16 protein-coding genes are annotated in these 15185 nt (G+C 71.7%); 7 read left to right on the top strand and 9 right to left on the bottom strand.

Features of this window, described 5'->3' with window-relative positions; genetic code table 11:
* The first annotated feature begins 136 nt into the window (after positions 1-136).
* Together I4Q55_RS22820 and I4Q55_RS22825 are read left to right on the top strand one after the other, a co-directional pair.
* The gene (locus I4Q55_RS22820) at positions 137-697 is read left to right on the top strand and encodes a GNAT family N-acetyltransferase (RefSeq protein WP_206790378.1); all 561 of its coding nucleotides are present in this window, start codon (positions 137-139) and stop codon (positions 695-697) included.
* Positions 698-762: 65 nt separating this feature from the next.
* A complete protein-coding gene (locus I4Q55_RS22825; RefSeq protein ID WP_206790379.1) occupies positions 763-1803 on the top strand; it encodes a quinone-dependent dihydroorotate dehydrogenase in 1041 nt (346 codons plus the stop codon).
* Here I4Q55_RS22825 and I4Q55_RS22830 read toward each other — a convergent pair.
* The 7 genes from I4Q55_RS22830 to rimO form a co-directional block, all read right to left on the bottom strand.
* Positions 1775-3181, bottom strand: coding sequence for an amidase family protein (locus tag I4Q55_RS22830; RefSeq protein ID WP_206790381.1), 1407 nt, complete (start codon positions 3179-3181; stop codon positions 1775-1777). The two genes, I4Q55_RS22825 and I4Q55_RS22830, sit on opposite strands and share 29 nt — an antisense overlap.
* 507 nt (positions 3182-3688) lie before the next feature.
* Positions 3689-4669: a hypothetical protein gene (locus I4Q55_RS22835; RefSeq protein WP_206790382.1), complete on the bottom strand. Its 981-nt coding sequence runs from the start codon at positions 4667-4669 to the stop codon at positions 3689-3691.
* Between the two features lie 33 nt (positions 4670-4702).
* On the bottom strand, positions 4703-5542 hold the full coding sequence (locus tag I4Q55_RS22840; RefSeq protein ID WP_206790384.1) for a PspA/IM30 family protein: 840 nt from the start codon (positions 5540-5542) through the stop codon (positions 4703-4705).
* 234 nt (positions 5543-5776) lie between these two features.
* Positions 5777-6235: a helix-turn-helix domain-containing protein gene (locus I4Q55_RS22845; protein WP_043785204.1), complete on the bottom strand. Its 459-nt coding sequence runs from the start codon at positions 6233-6235 to the stop codon at positions 5777-5779.
* A gap of 99 nt (positions 6236-6334) precedes the next feature.
* Positions 6335-6796, bottom strand: coding sequence for a CinA family protein (locus I4Q55_RS22850; RefSeq protein ID WP_206790386.1), 462 nt, complete (start codon positions 6794-6796; stop codon positions 6335-6337).
* A 2-nt stretch (positions 6797-6798) separates the two neighbouring features.
* Complete coding sequence (gene pgsA, locus I4Q55_RS22855) at positions 6799-7440, bottom strand: CDP-diacylglycerol--glycerol-3-phosphate 3-phosphatidyltransferase (protein WP_206790387.1); 642 nt, start codon at positions 7438-7440, stop codon at positions 6799-6801.
* Complete coding sequence (gene rimO, locus I4Q55_RS22860) at positions 7437-8873, bottom strand: 30S ribosomal protein S12 methylthiotransferase RimO (RefSeq protein WP_206790389.1); 1437 nt, start codon at positions 8871-8873, stop codon at positions 7437-7439. Before rimO ends, pgsA begins: the two co-directional genes overlap by 4 nt.
* Before the next feature lie 96 nt (positions 8874-8969).
* Between rimO and I4Q55_RS22865 the strand changes: the two genes are divergently transcribed.
* The 3 genes from I4Q55_RS22865 (at position 8970) to I4Q55_RS22875 (ending at position 10693) form a co-directional block, all read left to right on the top strand.
* Positions 8970-9479 carry an amino-acid N-acetyltransferase gene (locus I4Q55_RS22865; protein WP_206790391.1) on the top strand — a complete coding sequence of 170 codons (510 nt, stop codon included), beginning with the start codon at positions 8970-8972 and terminating at the stop codon, positions 9477-9479.
* A gap of 131 nt (positions 9480-9610) precedes the next feature.
* Positions 9611-10045: a phospholipase gene (locus I4Q55_RS22870; RefSeq protein ID WP_206790393.1), complete on the top strand. Its 435-nt coding sequence runs from the start codon at positions 9611-9613 to the stop codon at positions 10043-10045.
* A 36-nt stretch (positions 10046-10081) separates the two neighbouring features.
* Positions 10082-10693 (top strand): nitroreductase family protein, encoded by a 612-nt coding sequence (locus I4Q55_RS22875; protein WP_206790395.1) that lies wholly within the window; start codon positions 10082-10084, stop codon positions 10691-10693.
* Here the strand turns inward: I4Q55_RS22875 and I4Q55_RS22880 are convergent.
* Positions 10686-11111 (bottom strand): hypothetical protein, encoded by a 426-nt coding sequence (locus I4Q55_RS22880; protein ID WP_307793283.1) that lies wholly within the window; start codon positions 11109-11111, stop codon positions 10686-10688. The genes I4Q55_RS22875 and I4Q55_RS22880 overlap by 8 nt on opposite strands.
* 39 nt (positions 11112-11150) lie before the next feature.
* Complete coding sequence (locus I4Q55_RS22885; protein WP_206790397.1) at positions 11151-13643, bottom strand: DNA translocase FtsK; 2493 nt, start codon at positions 13641-13643, stop codon at positions 11151-11153.
* Positions 13644-13797: 154 nt separating this feature from the next.
* On the opposite strand from I4Q55_RS22885, the gene I4Q55_RS22890 reads away from it, so the two are divergent.
* A complete protein-coding gene (locus tag I4Q55_RS22890) occupies positions 13798-14613 on the top strand; it encodes a 1-acyl-sn-glycerol-3-phosphate acyltransferase (protein WP_206790399.1) in 816 nt (271 codons plus the stop codon).
* Between the two features lie 96 nt (positions 14614-14709).
* A complete protein-coding gene (locus I4Q55_RS22895) occupies positions 14710-15165 on the top strand; it encodes a hypothetical protein (RefSeq protein ID WP_242546523.1) in 456 nt (151 codons plus the stop codon).
* Positions 15166-15185 lie beyond the last annotated feature (20 nt).

The raw sequence follows: 15185 nt of genomic DNA on the forward strand, positions 1-15185 counted from the left end.
TGAGAGCAGCCCCGGGGGTCCCTTTATGTCGCTCATTCGAGTAGGCCGTGCCACCCGGCGTAGCAAGACGACCGTCCGGCGATCAGCGTTTCCCTGTCCTGTCCCCCGGACGGCTGAGGCTCGCTAGCCTGGACGCATGCTCAGGCCCGACTACCCGATCACCACGGCCCGGCTGATCCTGCGCCCGTTCACGCCCGGCGACCTCGACGCGTTGAACTCCTTCCAGTCCCGCGCCGACGTCGCCCGCTACCTGTACTGGGGTCCGCGCAGCCGCGCCGAGTCGGCCGCCGCGCTCGCGAAGCGCGTGCACAGCTCGACGTTGACCAAGGAAGGGCAGTTCCTGGCCGTGGCGGTCGAGCTGGCCGCGACCGGCCAGCTGATCGGCGACCTGAACCTCGAGTGGCTCAGCAGCGAACACCGCCAGGGCGAGATCGGGTTCGTCTTCCACCCCGACCACCACGGCAAGGGCCTCGCCGCCGAAGCGGCCACCGAGCTGCTGCGGCTCGGCTTCGAGGACCTGGGCCTGCACCGCATCATCGGCCGCTGCGACGGCCGGAACACCGCGTCCGCCGCGCTGATGGAACGCCTCGGCATGCGCCGGGAGGCGCACCTGCGGGAGAACGAGATCGTCAAGGGCGAGTGGACCGACGAGCTGATCTACGCGATGCTCGAGGACGAGTGGAAGGACCGCGATTAGTGGTCGCTTTCACGCCGGAGTGACGCTCGGGTAGCGGCTGCCGGGCGATTTGGCAGCATAGGGGCGTGCTCTTCGACAAGATCGTCCGCCCGGCGCTGTACCGGCTGTCCTCCCACGACCCCGAGCTGGTGCACGAGCGCACGATCGCCGTCCTCGCGCGGCTCGGCAAGCTCGCGCCCCGCGGCGTCCCCGGCGTCTTCCGCGTCGACGATCCGGCGACCGTGCTGGGCCTGCGGTTCCCCAACCGCGTCGGGCTGGCCGCCGGGATGGACAAGAACGGCCGCGCGCTGCCGGCGTGGGCCGCGCTGGGCTTCGGGTTCGTCGAGGTCGGCACCGTGACGCGGCTGGCCCAGCCGGGCAACCCGAAACCGCGGCTGTTCAGCCTGCCCGCCAGCGACGCGATCATCAACCGCATGGGCTTCAACAACGACGGCGCTTCGGCGCTCGCGGCGAAGCTCGCCCGCGACGGGAAACCGGGTGTGCCGCTGGGGATCAGCATCGGCAAGTCGAAGGTGACGCCGCTCGAGGACGCCGTCGAGGACTACCGGTTCTCGCTGCGCGCGCTGCACCCGTACGCGGACTACTTCGCGATCAACGTCAGCTCGCCGAACACGCCGGGGCTGCGGCAGCTGCAGGACCGCACCGCGCTGGCCGAGCTGCTCGGGGAGCTGCGTTCGACGTCGGCCGAGCTGGCCGGCGGCGGCACACCGACGCCGGTGCTGGTGAAGGTCGCACCCGACCTGACCGGCGACGCCCTGGCCGAGCTGCTGGAAGTCGCGCTCGAGCACGGCGTCGCCGGGATCATCGCCACGAACACGACGTTGGCACGCGACGGCGTCGCGGCCGCGGAAAGCGGCCTGGCCGGACAGGCGGGAGGACTGTCCGGCCGGCCGCTGACCACCCGCGCGGCCGAGGTCGTGCGCTTCGTGCACGACCACACCGGCGGGAGCCTGCCGATCATCGGCGTCGGCGGGATCATGGGCCCGGACGACGCCATCCGGCTCGTCGACGCCGGCGCGTCGCTCGTGCAGCTCTACACGGGCTTCGCGCTGCACGGGCCGGGCTTGGTGCGCCGCGTCAGCCGGGGTCTCGTGGCCCGGCGGTAGAGGCGAACCGGACGTACCCACGCCACGACTCGTAGCGGTCCAGACCGGGCCCCTCCGCGGCGAGGCACCGGACGGCCAGCGGTGCGGTGCCGTCGTCCAGCACGACGCGGTCGAGCACGAACGGCTCCTTCAGCGTCGCCGCGAACCGTTCGAACGCGGCCGGGGACAGGCGCCAGCGTTCGCCGTCGAGCGTGGCGCTGCCCTCGACGACACCCGGCTGCGGGGGTTCGGTGTCCAGGAGCACCAGCCGGTAGCCCTCGGTGGTCCGGACCGGCCCGGAGAAGCGGGCGCCGAGCTCGACGAGGTCGGCGTTGAGCGGCTGGCCACGCAGGTGCGCGCCGAACACGACGACGTCCTCGCCGGGCTCCGGGTAGGGCGTCATCGGCTCGTCCGTGCAGACGGTCGCCAGGTCGAGGGCGATCTGGTCCTCGAACGCCCGCGTCAGGAAGGTGATCCCGAACGGGCGGCGGTCGCCCGGCAGCACCGGGACGGTGACCGCGGCCAGGTCGAGGAGGTTCGCGAAGGCCGTGCAGGACGCCAGGCGGTGGCCCACGCCGGCCGGGTCGGCCAGTGCTTCGGCGATCCCCGGGTGCTCCGGCACGGTCGGCACGATGAGGGCGTCGAAGCCGTCGAAACCGCGTTCGGGCAGGGAGATCGGGGTGAGCACGGCACCTGCCGCCCGCAGCCGGGCGACGACGGTGGCGAGCGCGAGGCTCGCCGCCTCGCCGAGCGGCAGGTCGGTGGGGTAGGCGATCCGCGGGTGCTCGCCCGCGCCGAGGCGGACGTCGGCGGGCCAGGTCCGGTCGCCGCCGGTCATCAGGGTGAGCGCGCGGTGGGCCGGGACCAGGCCGTTCGCGTACACGGAGACGTCGTCGGCGGCGGGCAGCAGGCCACGCGTCGGTTTCACCGCGGCGACGGCGTTCAGCGCGGCCGGGACCGCGCCCCCGGTGCTCAGCGCCAGGTCGACGACGCCGAGCGCGACGGCGACCGCCGCGCCGTTGCCGCCGGCCTTGGTGCGGTCCCAGGCGCCGGAGAGCGGGGCGGCGCCGGTCTTGCCGAGCACGACGGCACCGGCGCCGGTGAGCCGGCCGACGACCGGGGCGCTGGTCTCCGGGACGGCGTGCCCGGACGGCTGCCCGGCGACGTCGATCAGGTCCTGGACGGCGATGACCGTGCCGGCCAGCGGGAGGTCTTCACCGGCTTTGACACGTTCGTCGACGGCCTTGGCGTCGACGAGGACGTCTTCGACGGCGCGGAGGGTGGTCCAGAGTTCGGGACGGCCGGCTTCGGTGAGGCGTTCGAAGGCCGCGATGACGCGCTGGGAGGCGGTGGGCGGGGTGATCGGCACGGGGTCCGGGTCCGGCGGGAGCGTGTTCACGGGGCGTCCTTTCCTCGGCGGTCGAGAAAGTCCACTGTGTACGGTCGGCGCCGTCGAACCTCAGTCCACGGCGGGCCTCCCGGCGAGTGACACCTCGGCATGCATGACAGAAACGTTAGGGCGCGGACGTTTCCGTAGCCATCAGTTTCCGATTACGCGCGGGTTTCGGCACCGGGAGGTGAACAGGGCGCGACGCCAGGGTGAAACGCACGATCACGCACGCCGGGTGACGACGAGCCGATACCCCCGGACGGCGGCACCCGAACGGCCGAGTTTGAAATCCCAATGGCCCAGCGAAGCCCGAATCCGCGTGATGGAACCCGAAACCCGCGTGATCGAAGTCGGATCCGCCGTGATCGAAGCCGGAACTCGCGGATTTCGGTCTGCCGACGCGTGTCGGGAAAGGCATCACGCGTGTCTGGGCGGGCATCACGGTAATGCCCGTGGGATCACGCGAGATGCCGCTTGGAACACGCGTGATGCCCGTTCCGTCACGGCGGGAGCGGGTCAGGAGAGCTCGCGGAGGGCCATGGCCAGGCCGGCCAGGCGGTCGGTGGCGTCGGTGAGGGCCTGCTTGGACGTGACCAGGCCGTCGTCGGCGGCCGCGACCGTGTGGCCGGCTGCTGCCACCAGGCCGCGGTAGCCCTCGAGGCCGTCTTCGAGCTGTTCGCGGAGCTTGCGGACCGCCGCGTCGAGGGCGGCCTGCTCGCGGGCGGGGGCCGAGTCGCGGCCGCGCTCGATCGCCTGGATGCGGGCCGCCAGGCCGCGGAGGGCCGCGGCCGCTTCGGTCGCCGTCTGGCGGGCGTCCGCGACGGAGACCTCCGAGACCGGCGGCGTGCCCACCGAGGACGGCACCGAAAGCTGGCGCAGCAGCTCGCTCAGCGAGGCTTCGCACTCGGCGAGCCGTTCCATCGGCTCGCGGGCCGCCGAGCGGGCGGGCGGCAGCGGCGGCGGTCCGGCCGGGGCCGCCGGGATCGGGGTGCGCTTCAGTTCGCGCAGCTTCATGCCGGAGCGGACGCTGAACGTGCCGAAGATGACGACTCCGGCGAACGACGTGATCGCCTGCGGCATCATCGCCACGCCGGTCGGGCTGATCCAGCCCAGCGCGGCTGCCAGGGTGACGACGCCGCACAGGATCGTCAGGATGATCCACAGCGTCAGGGCGCGGGACGTCCGGCGCTTGCGGCGTTCGAGCTTCGCGGCCGGGTGGTTCCAGCGGTCCCACTTGGCCCTGGCCTCGGCGAACGCCGGGACCTGGCTCGCCATGGACGACAGCGAGGCCGTCATGTCGGGCCGCCGGGCCGGCGGCCGTTGCAAGGGGTTGGGGCGTGCGGGCTTCCCGCCGGCCTGGTCGGCCGGCGGGAAGTACTTCTGCACCTTTTGGAGCTTTTCCTGGGCGCGCACCGCGTAGTCGGGCAGCTTCTCGATGTGCTTCTCCAGCTTCGCGCTCAGCTCGCCGAAGTCACGCCGCCTGCCCTGCTGCGCCATGGTGCTCGCCCCCTTCGAACGGGTTTACCGGCGTCAGGCCGGGTTCTTGCCCTGCTCGGCCTGCACGCGCGCCTGGATCTCGCGCTGGATGTCGGACTGGCTGGTCGGCGCCTGAGCCGTCTTGCCGCCGTCGGTGACCTGCGCGACCGACTCGCCGCGCATCGACGAGCGGATCTGCTCGAGCCGCGAGTGGCCGGCCAGCTGCGTGGTGGAGGCCTGGACCTCCATCATGCGCCCCTGGACCGAGTTCTGGGCGAGCTCCGCCTGGCCGAGAGCCGTGGTGTAGCGCTTCTCGATCTTGTCGCGGACCTCTTCCAGCGACGGCGTGTTGCCCGGCGCGGCCAGCTGGCTCATCTGGTTGAGCGAGGCGGAGACCTGCTCCTGCATCTTCGCCTGCTCCAGCTGCGAGAGCAGCTTGGTGCGCTCGGCCAGCTTCTGCTGCAGCATCTGCGAGTTGCGCTCGACGGCCTGCTTCGCCTGGGCCGCGGCCTGCAGCGACTGGTCGTGCAGCGTCTTCAGGTCCTCGATGTTCTGCTCGGCCGTGACGAGCTGCGTCGCGAAGCTCTCCGCGGCGTTCTCGAACTCGACGGCCTTCTGCTCGTCACCCTTGCTGCGGGCTTCGTCCGCGAGGACGAGTGCCTGCCGGGTGGAAGCCTGCAGCTTCTCGACGTCGCCGAGCTGCCGGTTGAGCTTCATCTCCAGCTGCCGCTGGTTGCCGATCACGGAGGCGGCCTGCTGCGTCAGCGCCTGGTGGTTGCGCTGCGCCTCCTCGATGGCCTGCTGGATCTGTACCTTCGGGTCGGCGTGCTCGTCGATCTTCGACGAGAACGCCGCCATCATGTACTTCCAGAACTTCACGAACGGGTTGGCCATCTCCTCCGCCTGCCTTCTTGCGTCCCACGGGCCTAGGTACTCGGGGTGTGGGGCGTCGCTCCCCTGCTGCTTGTCCAACGCACCAACCCCGGCGTCGGGTTCCATCGTGTCAGGTCGGCCACTTCCGTTCCAGGCGACCCGGCGGAATTCAGGGATCGCCCTGATCACCCCGAGTAGGCAACGCGAACGGCCCCGGGCGGGTTGCCCGGGGCCGTCGTCGTGTCCGATCCGTGACTACGCCGCGATCGTGGAGGCCAGCTTGGGCTGGCCGATCGTCGTGCGCAACGTCGTGTTCATCCGCGGTGCCGGGGAAACCCGCAGGTCGGCGAGGTCGTTGCCGATCAGTTCGGACATCAGGCGGCCGCCTTCGATGCCGGCGGCCGACGCCTCGGCGCCCCGCTTCTCCCGGGGTGCGCCCTCCACGATCCGCTCGTCGACCGGTGCGACCTCGACGTTGTCGAGGGCCGAAACGTCCGCCGCCACGTTGTGCAGCAGCTCGCCGAGCGGAAGGTCCAGGGCCTGGCAGATGGACGCGAGCAGCTCGCTCGACGCCTCTTTCTGGCCCCGCTCCACCTCCGAGAGGTAGCCGAGGCTGACCCTGGCGGCGCGGGAGATGTCGCGCAGCGTACGACGCTGGTTGGTGCGGGCATGACGGAGCCGATCACCGATCGCCTCACGCAACAGCACGGTCATCACGCGCCTCCCTTCCGAACAAGTACCCCCTACGTTACCCAGAGCGGTGCCCCGGGCGCAGGAGTTGGTGTGCACGTACGCCAAGGGCGAACGCGTGTTTCACGCCAGATGTTCCCCGAGCAGGGCAAACGCGGCCAAGACCGACTCGGTCCTGATCAAGTCGCGATCGCCTGCCAAGGCCAGGCTACGGACTGTACGCGTTCCCGGCCCGGCAAGCCCGACGTGCACGGTGCCCGGTTCGACGCCGTCCTGCGCCGACGGCCCGGCCACGCCGGTGAGCCCGAGGCCCCAGGTGGCGCCGCAGCGGTCGCGGGCGCCCTCGGCCAGCTGGGCCGCGACCTCGGGGTGGACGGCGCCGTGCCCGGCCAGCAACTCCGGAGAGACGCCGGCCAGGGCCGCCTTCAGCTCGGTGGCGTAGACGACCAGCCCGCCGCGCAGCACCGCGCTCGCCCCGGGCACGCGCGCCAGGGTGGCGCAGACCAGCCCGGCGGTCAGCGACTCGGCCGCGGCGACGGTCTCACCCCGCGCGGTCAGGGCCGCGACCAGGGCTTTCTCGTCCACCTTCAGCTCCCGGTGACCCGGCGCCCGGCTGCCCGCAGCCGCACCGCGCGGACGAGGTAGTCGACGCCGGTCACCACGGTCAGCACCAGCGCCAGCCCCATCAGCGCCCACCGCACCGGGTCCGCCTCGACCGGCAGCGGCAGCAGGTACGCCACGATCGCCGCGATCTGCGCCATCGTCTTCGCCTTGCCGCCCCGGCTGGCGGGGATCACGCCGTGCCGGATCACCCAGAACCGCAGCAGTGTGACGCCGATCTCCCGGACCGCGATGACGATCGTGACCCACCAGCCGAGCTCGCCCAGCACGCTCAGCCCGACCAGCGCGGCGCCGGTGAGCGCCTTGTCCGCGATCGGGTCGGCGATCTTGCCGAAGTCGGTGATCAGGCCGTACTTGCGGGCCACCCAGCCGTCGAGCTGGTCGGTGGCCGAGGCGATCGCGAACAGCCCGGTCGCGATCGCGCGCCAGGTCGTGTCGTGGCCGTCGCCGACGAACAGCGCGATCACGAACAGCGGCACCAGGACCAGCCGCGAGAGCGTCAGGAGGTTCGCGACGTTGAGCGTCGGGACCGGGGTCGGCTCCGGGACCTGGGCGGGGGCGTCGCGCGTCAGGCCCTCGTCGGCGGCGTCGCTGGGGAGCGCACTCACCGGTCGGCGTCCGGTACCGCGCGGACGATGAGGTCCACGCCCGCCGAGTCGACGACCTCGCAGCGCAGGAAGTCGCCGACCTCGGTCTTCTCCGGCGCGTCGAGGATGACGCACTCGCCGTCGACCTCCGGCGCCTGGTGCGCAGCGCGGCCGGTGAGCTCGCCGTCGTCGTCCAGCTCCACCAGGACGTCGACGAACGTGCCGATCCGGTCCTCGGCGCGCTGCGCGGTCAGCTCCTCGACCAGCGCGGAGATCCGCGTGACGCGCTCGGCGACCACCTCGGGGTCGAGCTTGCCGTCGAAGGTCTCGGCCTCGGTGCCGTCCTCGTCGGAGTAGCCGAAGACGCCCACGGCGTCGAGGCGCGCGCCGGTCAGGAACCGCTCGAGCTCGCTCAGGTCGTGCTCGGTCTCGCCGGGGAACCCGACGATCACGTTGGTCCGGATGCCCGCCTCGGGCGCGTACTCGCGGATCTGCTCGCACAGCGCCAGGAAGGAGTCGGTCGAGCCGAACCGGCGCATCCGGCGCAGCACCTGCTCGCTGGAGTGCTGGAAGGAAAGGTCGAAGTACTCGGCGACACCCGGCGTGGTCGCGATGGCCTTGACCAGCTGCGGGCGCGTCTCGGCCGGCTGCAGGTAGGAGACGCGGACGCGCTCGATGCCGTCGAGCTCCGCCAGGCGCGGCAGCAGCCGCTCCAGCGCGGTGGCGCCGTCGCGGCCGAAGTCCTTGCCGTAGGACGTCGAGTTCTCGCTGACCAGGAACAGCTCCTTGACGCCGTTTTCGGCCAGCCACATCGCTTCGGCGACGACCTCGTCGGGCTGCCGCGAGACGAACGAGCCGCGGAACGACGGGATCGCGCAGAACGAGCAGCGCCGGTCGCAGCCGGAGGCGATCTTCAGCGCGGCCACCGGCGAGTCGTCGAGGCGCGTGCGCAGCACCCGCGGGCCCCAGCCGTGCTGCGCGTGCCCCGGGACCTCGACGGCCGCCGCGGCGGCGGGCCGCTCGACCGGGCTGATCGGCAGCAGCTTGCGGCGGTCGCCCGGCGTGTGCGAAGCGATCTTGCGGCCGGCGACGACGTCGTCGAGCCGGGCCGAGAGGTCGGCGTAGTGGTCGAAGCCCAGCACCGCGTCGGCCTCCGGGAGGCTGTCGGCGAGCTCGTGCCCGTAGCGCTCGGCCATGCAGCCGACGGCGACGACCTTCTTGCCCGTGTCGGACGCGGCGAGCAGCGTGTCGACGGAGTCCTTTTTGGCCGATTCGACGAAGCCGCAGGTGTTGACCACCACGACGTCGGACTCCTCGGGATCGGCCGCCAGCTCCCAGCCGCCGGCCGCGAGCCGGCCCGCCAGCTCCTCCGAGTCGACCTCGTTGCGGGCGCAGCCCAGGGTCAGCAGGGAGACGCGTCGGGTGGCGGCTGGGTCCGTGGCAGGGGAAGGCACGACGTTCAGGGTAGCCGCCGGGCCCGGGCGGCCCGACGACGGCGTAGCCCGGTCGTGTCACCGCGCGCGCCAAGCGATGTGGCAGGGTGGACGATCGTGCCATCCGACTCGCCCCGCCCGACCGTCCGCCGCGCCCGGATCGCCGACGTCCGCAAGATCAAGGCCCTGGTCGACTCGGACGCCGGCCGCGTGCTCCTGGAAAAGGACCTGGTCACGCTGTACGAGGACGTCCAGGAGTTCTGGGTCGCCGAAGTGGGTGACGACGTCGTCGGCGCGGCCGCGCTGCACGTGCTCTGGGAGGACATCGCCGAGCTGCGGACCGTCGTCGTCGACAAGGCCGTCCGCGGCCAGGGCGTCGGGCGGGTGCTGGTCGCCCGGCTGGTCGACGAGGCACGTGAGCTGGGTCTCAAACGGCTGTTCGTGCTGACCTTCGAGACGAGCTTCTTCGCCGGGCACGGGTTCGTGGAAATCGACGGCACTCCGGTGTCGCACGAGGTGTACGAGGAGATGCGGCGCTCGCACGACACCGGTGTCGCGGAGTTCCTCGACCTGCCCTACGTCAAGCCGAACACCCTGGGCAACTCCCGCATGCTGCTCGAGCTCTGAACACAACCCCTAAGCCGGCCGGATTCAGGGGTGAATGTGGCCCCACAACCTCCTTTCGGGCGGTGACGCGCGCCACGGCGCTGCCCGAAGCTGATCGGGCACTTGTCCCCCGATCGGCAAGGAAACCATTGATGCGCACGACACTGCGGAACCTGGGGGCCACCGTCACGGTGGCCGTTTCTGTCGGCGCGGGCGCCCTGCTGGGCACCGGCACCGCGGCCGCCGTCGACATCCCGGCGGTCACCGACCAGTACCTCTTCTCGACGTCCCTGTCGAAGTTCGAAACGATCCGGAACCAGGCGCCGTACTCCGGCCAGCTGGACTGGTCGTCGGACGGCTGCTCCTGGTCGCCGGACACCCCGTTCGGCTTCCAGTTCCTGCCCGGCTGCCACCGGCACGACTTCGGTTACCGCAACTACAAGAAGCAGGGCCGGTTCACCGACGCCAACCGGCTGAAGATCGACGACAACCTCTACACGGACCTGAAGAGCGTCTGCGGGTCCAACGTGGCGTGCAAGGGCGCGGCCTGGACGTACTACCAGGCGGTCCGCAAGTTCGGCGGCTGAGCCGCGAACCGCGCGGGTGGCGCCACAATGGTGATCATGGAGATCGATCACCTGCTCAGCACGACCCGCGCGGTGCGCCGCAAGCTCGACCTCGACCGGCCGGTGGAACCCGAGGTCCTCGACGAGTGCCTGAACCTGGCGCTGCAGGCGCCGACGCCCGGCAACGTCCAGGCCTGGCGCTGGCTCGTGGTGCGCGACCAGGACGTGAAGGACCGGCTTTCGGTGCTCTTCCGCGAGGTGGGTGAGGCCTACCTGGCGGAGCGGGCGAGCGCGGCGCCGTCGCGGATGCTGGCGTCCGGGCGGCACCTCCTCGAAGTGATCGACCGGGTCCCGGTGTTCGTGATCCCGGTCCTGGCCGGCCGCCCGGCCGGGGACAACGCGGTCGACGCGGCCTTCTACGGCGGCATCTTCCCGGCGGTGTGGAACTTCCAGCTGGCGCTGCGCTCGCGCGGGCTGGGCTCGACGCTGACGACGTACCACCTGGCGCGGGAAGCCGAAGCCGCGGAGATCCTCGGCATCCCGGAGGGCCACACGCAGGCCGGGCTGCTGCCGGTGGCGTACACGACGGTGCCGGACTTCAAGCCGGCCGCGCGCAGCCCGCTGTCCGAAGTGGCCTACCTCGACCACTGGGGCACGCCGCTCAGCTGATCCGCACGGTGGCCTCCCCACCGTCCTCGCTGACGGAGACGAGTTCGACCCGGCTGGCGGCGAACGACGTCGCCCGCGGGCCGGTGCGCGGGCCGCTGTGCAGCTCGGCCGTGGTGCTCTCGCCGCGGCCGGGCTCCTTCAGGAGGAAGGCGAGGGTGGCCTCCCCCTGCCAGAAGCACTGCATCCCGGGCCGGCACCGCGAGTCGGCGACCACCCGCAGGTAGCGCACGGTCAGGTCCTTACCCTGCACGGCGGCCTCCTGCCCGAGCCGCAGGGTGACGTCGTGCCCGGCGGGGGTGCTGACGGTGCTCGGCGACGCCGGCCCGGCGGCGGGCAGCGCGGCGGCGACCGAGCTCCCGGCGCCCGCCGCGACGACGGCGAAGGCGAACAGTCCGGCTACGAATCGCTGTAGGTCCACGTGGTCAGGACGGAAGGGGCACGGGCGGGGGTTGCACGGCTATTCGTCCTCGTCGCCCGCGGCCGCGTCGACCGGGCCGCCGCCGCGGATCATGAACAGCACCGACTCCAGCTCCTCCGGCTTGATCAGCACGTCCCGGGCCTTCGAGCCCTCCGACGGGCCCACCACCCCGCGGCTCTCCAGCAGGTCCATCAGGCGCCCCGCCTTCGCGAAGCCCACCCGCAGCTTGCGCTGCAGCATCGACGTCGAGCCGAACTGGGAGGTCACGATCAGCTCCGCCGCCTGGAGCAGGACGTCCAGGTCGTCCCCGATGTCCGGGTCGATCTCCTTCTTCTCGCCCGCCTTGGCCGCCGTCACACCGTCCTGGTACTCCGGCTGCGCCTGCTCCTTCGCGTAGTTGACGACCGCGGCGATCTCCTCGTCGCCGACGAACGCGCCCTGGATGCGGACCGGCTTGCCCGCGCCCATCGGCAGGTACAGCGCGTCGCCCATGCCGATCAGCTTCTCCGCGCCCGGCTGGTCCAGGATCACCCGCGAGTCCGTCAGCGACGACGTCGCGAACGCCAGCCGCGAGGGCACGTTGGTCTTGATCAGGCCGGTCACGACGTCGACCGACGGCCGCTGCGTCGCCAGGACCAGGTGGATACCCGCGGCGCGGGCCTTCTGGGTGATGCGGACGATCGCGTCCTCGACGTCGCGGGGGGCGGTCATCATCAGGTCGGCGAGCTCGTCGACGATCGCCATGATGTACGGGTACGGCCGGTACTCGCGCTCGGAGCCCGGCGGCGCGGTGATCTCGCCCGAACGCACCTTCTTGTTGTAGTCGTCGATGTGCCGGACCTTGTTGACCTGCATGTCCTGGTAGCGCTGCTCCATCTCCTCTACCAGCCAGGCCAGCGCGGCGGCCGCCTTCTTCGGCTGGGTGATGATGGGCGTGATCAGGTGCGGGATGCCCTCGTACGGCGTCAGCTCGACCATCTTCGGGTCGATCAGGATCATCCGGCACTCGTCCGGCGTCGAGCGCGCGAGCAGCGACACCAGCATCGAGTTGACGAAGCTCGACTTACCGGAACCGGTCGAACCCGCGACCAGCAGGTGCGGCATCTTCGTCAGGTTCGCGGTGACGAAGTGGCCCTCGATGTCCTTGCCGAGGCCGATCACCATCGGGTGGTTGTCCTTGACCGTGGACGGCGCCCGCAGGACGTCACCCAGGCGGACCATCTCGCGGTCGGAGTTCGGCACCTCGATGCCGACCGCGGACTTGCCCGGGATCGGCGCCAGCAGGCGGACGTTGTCGGTGGCCACCGCGTACGCGATGTTCTTGGTCAGCGCGGTGATCTTCTCGACCTTGACGCCCGGGCCGAGCTCGACCTCGTAGCGCGTGACCGTCGGGCCGCGGGTGAAGCCGGTGACCTGCGCGTCGACGTTGAACTGCTCCAGCACGCCGGTGATCGCCTCGATCATGGCGTCGTTGGCTTTGCTGCGGGACTTCGGCGCGTCGCCGAGCTTCAGCAGGTCGGGCGGCGGGAGCTGGTAGTCGCCCTCGACCGTGCGGGTGACCGCGAGCGGCGGTTCCACGGCCTTCTTCGGCTTCTTTTCGGGCACCTCGACGGGCTTGGGCGCGGCCTTGGGCGGCTTGATCGGCGTCGGCGCCTCGGCCAGCATCGCGTCGATGTCCAGCTGCTCGGGGGCGGCTTCGCTGGCCTGGCGACGCCGGGACGGCTTGCGCAGCCGCGCGGACTTCGGGTCGGCGTCGGTGACCTTCTCTTCGTCGGTCGCGAAGCCCGAACGCTGCGCTTCGGCTTCGGCGATCTCCTCCTCGTCGAGGCCCCAGTTCCGCAGCCGCTGCGGGATCTGGCGGACCGGCGTGCCGGTGAACACGAGCACGCCGAAGAACAGCGCGAGGATCAGCAGCGGCACGGCGACCCAGGTGGTGACGCCCATGGTGAGCAGGCCGCCCGAGAAGGCGCCGACGATGCCGCCGGCGTACATCCGGCCGTCGTTGGTCTCCGGCAGCGCGGTGAAGATGTGCAGCATCCCGAGCACGGACAGGACGACCATGATCGTGCCGACGACCATCCGCGGCCGCGTCTCCGGGTGCGGCTCGGACCGCATCAGCGCGACGGCGACCACGACGAGCACCAGCGGGAGCGTGACGGCCCCGGCGCCGAGGACGGTCCGGGTGGCGATCTCGACGCCGGTGCCGATCGGCCCGGCCGCGCGCCACCAGACGCCGACGGCCGCGACGATGCCCAGGCCGATCAGGCCCAGCGCGAGCCCGTCGCGGCGGTGTTCCGGCTCCAGCTCGCGGGTGCGGCCGACGGTCCTGGCCAGCGTGCCCAGGCCCTTGGCCAGCAGGTTCCAGGTACCGCGGACGCCCTTCCCGAAGATCCCGGGCGTCTTGCGGCGTGCGCGTGGCGCGGGCTTGCGAGCGGACGACGTACGAGGCTTCGCGGGTGTACGCGGCTTACGCGCCGCTGCCCCCTTCGCGCCGCTTCCCGTGCTTCTCTTCCTCGTCGCCGACCCAGCCATGCCCTCAACGGTAACCGGCCGTCGCCGTTCGTCCCGTGCGCCACTCTCGGCCCACGGTGAACTTCTGCCTCACATCCGCGCTTGAGCGGCCATCCGGGTGAACCGATCCGCCAGTGCGCAAACGGGTGAAATCGGCGTCTGCCATGCTCTGCGCATGCTCGCGCTGCGCACCGACGAACCGCCCCGCCGTGCTCCCGCCATCTGGCGGACCATGCTGAACATCGACCGTGGGCTGGTGAACCTGGTCGGGCGGCTGACGGTCACCGGCCGGGTGCCCGCGCAGCTGCGCGGGCGCCCGCTGCTGATGGCGGCGAACCACATCGGCGTGTTCGACGCGTTCGTGCTGATGGCGGCGTGCAAGCGGATCGGCATCAACCCGCGGTTCATGCTGGCCGGCGGCATCCTGGACGCCCCCGTGATCGGGCCGGCGCTGCGGGTCAGCGGGCACCTGCGGGTCGACCGCAAGCACGCCGGGACCGCCGTCGGGCAGTTCGCGGAGGCCGTCGAGGCGATGCGGACGACCCGCGAGCCGATCATCGTCTACCCGGAGGGCCGCATCAGCCACGACCCGGGCCTGTGGCCGGAGCGCGGCAAGACCGGCGCGGCGCGGCTGGCGCTCGCGGCGGGGGTGCCGGTGATCCCGATCAGCCAGTGGGGCGCGCACGAGGCCGTGTACTGGGGCACCGAGACGGTCAACGGCCCGGCGGACCTGGTCCCCCTGGCCCGCTCGGGGCTGAGCGCGCCGCTGCGCCGCCCGCGGTTCCGCGTGCACTTCGGCGACCCGGTGGACCTGTCGGACATCGAGCCGGAGCGGCCGGGCGCCGGGGTGCGCGCGCACGCGAAGATCATGCAGGCGATCACCGACGGCCTGGTCCCACTGCGCCGCGACGAGCCCGACCGGCCCCGCTTCCACGACCCGACGCGGCCGACCGACACGGTCAGCCCGTGGAAGCCGGCGTCCGGCTCCTGAGCCGATCGGGTGTAGTTCCGGCCAGGGGCTCAACCCGCTGTCCGCCACCGGCGTGGCTGCCGCGTTCTCGTCGGTGACACAGAGGGGCAGGCTGCCATGCGAAGGATCGCGAAGACCGTGGGCTCGGTTCTCGCCGTGCTCGGCGTCGTGCTGACCACCGGAGCCGTCACGGCGGCACCGGCGAGCGCCGCGGTGTCGTGCTCGGGGACGAAGACCTACGACAACAGCAGCGGCGCCTCGGGGCTCGGCGAGCTGACGATCTACTACAACAGCGCCGACGGCGGGACCAACAGCGCCTGCTTCTACCACCGCGGCGCCGCCTACGGCGTGGCGGCGGAGACCTACGTGGTGATCGAGCGCTGCGTCGAAACCAGCGGCGAAGGCCTGCCGTGCACCGCCGACCGGTCCTCGAGCCCGGACCGCGGCGTCTACAAGTACCACGCAGGCCCCCGAGGGGTCACCGGCACGGCGAACCGCTGCGTGGCCGCGGTCGGCTGGATCTACTGGGGCGGGCAGTACTACGCGATCTCCAGCGGCCGGCAGGGCTGCTGAAGTCCGCATCCTGGGACGCA

The sequence above is a fragment of the Amycolatopsis sp. MtRt-6 genome (assembly GCF_017308975.1).
Taxonomy (GTDB): domain Bacteria; phylum Actinomycetota; class Actinomycetes; order Mycobacteriales; family Pseudonocardiaceae; genus Amycolatopsis.

Bases quoted from the DNA above. Each gene is read 5' to 3' on its own strand.
- I4Q55_RS22820 (WP_206790378.1), top strand. From the start codon at position 137: ATGCTCAGGCCCGACTACCCGATCACCACGGCCCGGCTGATCCTGCGC.
- I4Q55_RS22835 (WP_206790382.1), bottom strand. From the start codon at position 4,669: ATGGCGCAGCAGGGCAGGCGGCGTGACTTCGGCGAGCTGAGCGCGAAG.
- I4Q55_RS22840 (WP_206790384.1), bottom strand. From the start codon at position 5,542: ATGGCCAACCCGTTCGTGAAGTTCTGGAAGTACATGATGGCGGCGTTC.
- I4Q55_RS22845 (WP_043785204.1), bottom strand. From the start codon at position 6,235: ATGACCGTGCTGTTGCGTGAGGCGATCGGTGATCGGCTCCGTCATGCC.
- I4Q55_RS22870 (WP_206790393.1), top strand. From the start codon at position 9,611: ATGCGCACGACACTGCGGAACCTGGGGGCCACCGTCACGGTGGCCGTT.
- I4Q55_RS22875 (WP_206790395.1), top strand. From the start codon at position 10,082: ATGGAGATCGATCACCTGCTCAGCACGACCCGCGCGGTGCGCCGCAAG.
- I4Q55_RS22885 (WP_206790397.1), bottom strand. From the start codon at position 13,643: ATGGCTGGGTCGGCGACGAGGAAGAGAAGCACGGGAAGCGGCGCGAAG.
- I4Q55_RS22890 (WP_206790399.1), top strand. From the start codon at position 13,798: ATGCTCGCGCTGCGCACCGACGAACCGCCCCGCCGTGCTCCCGCCATC.
- I4Q55_RS22895 (WP_242546523.1), top strand. From the start codon at position 14,710: ATGCGAAGGATCGCGAAGACCGTGGGCTCGGTTCTCGCCGTGCTCGGC.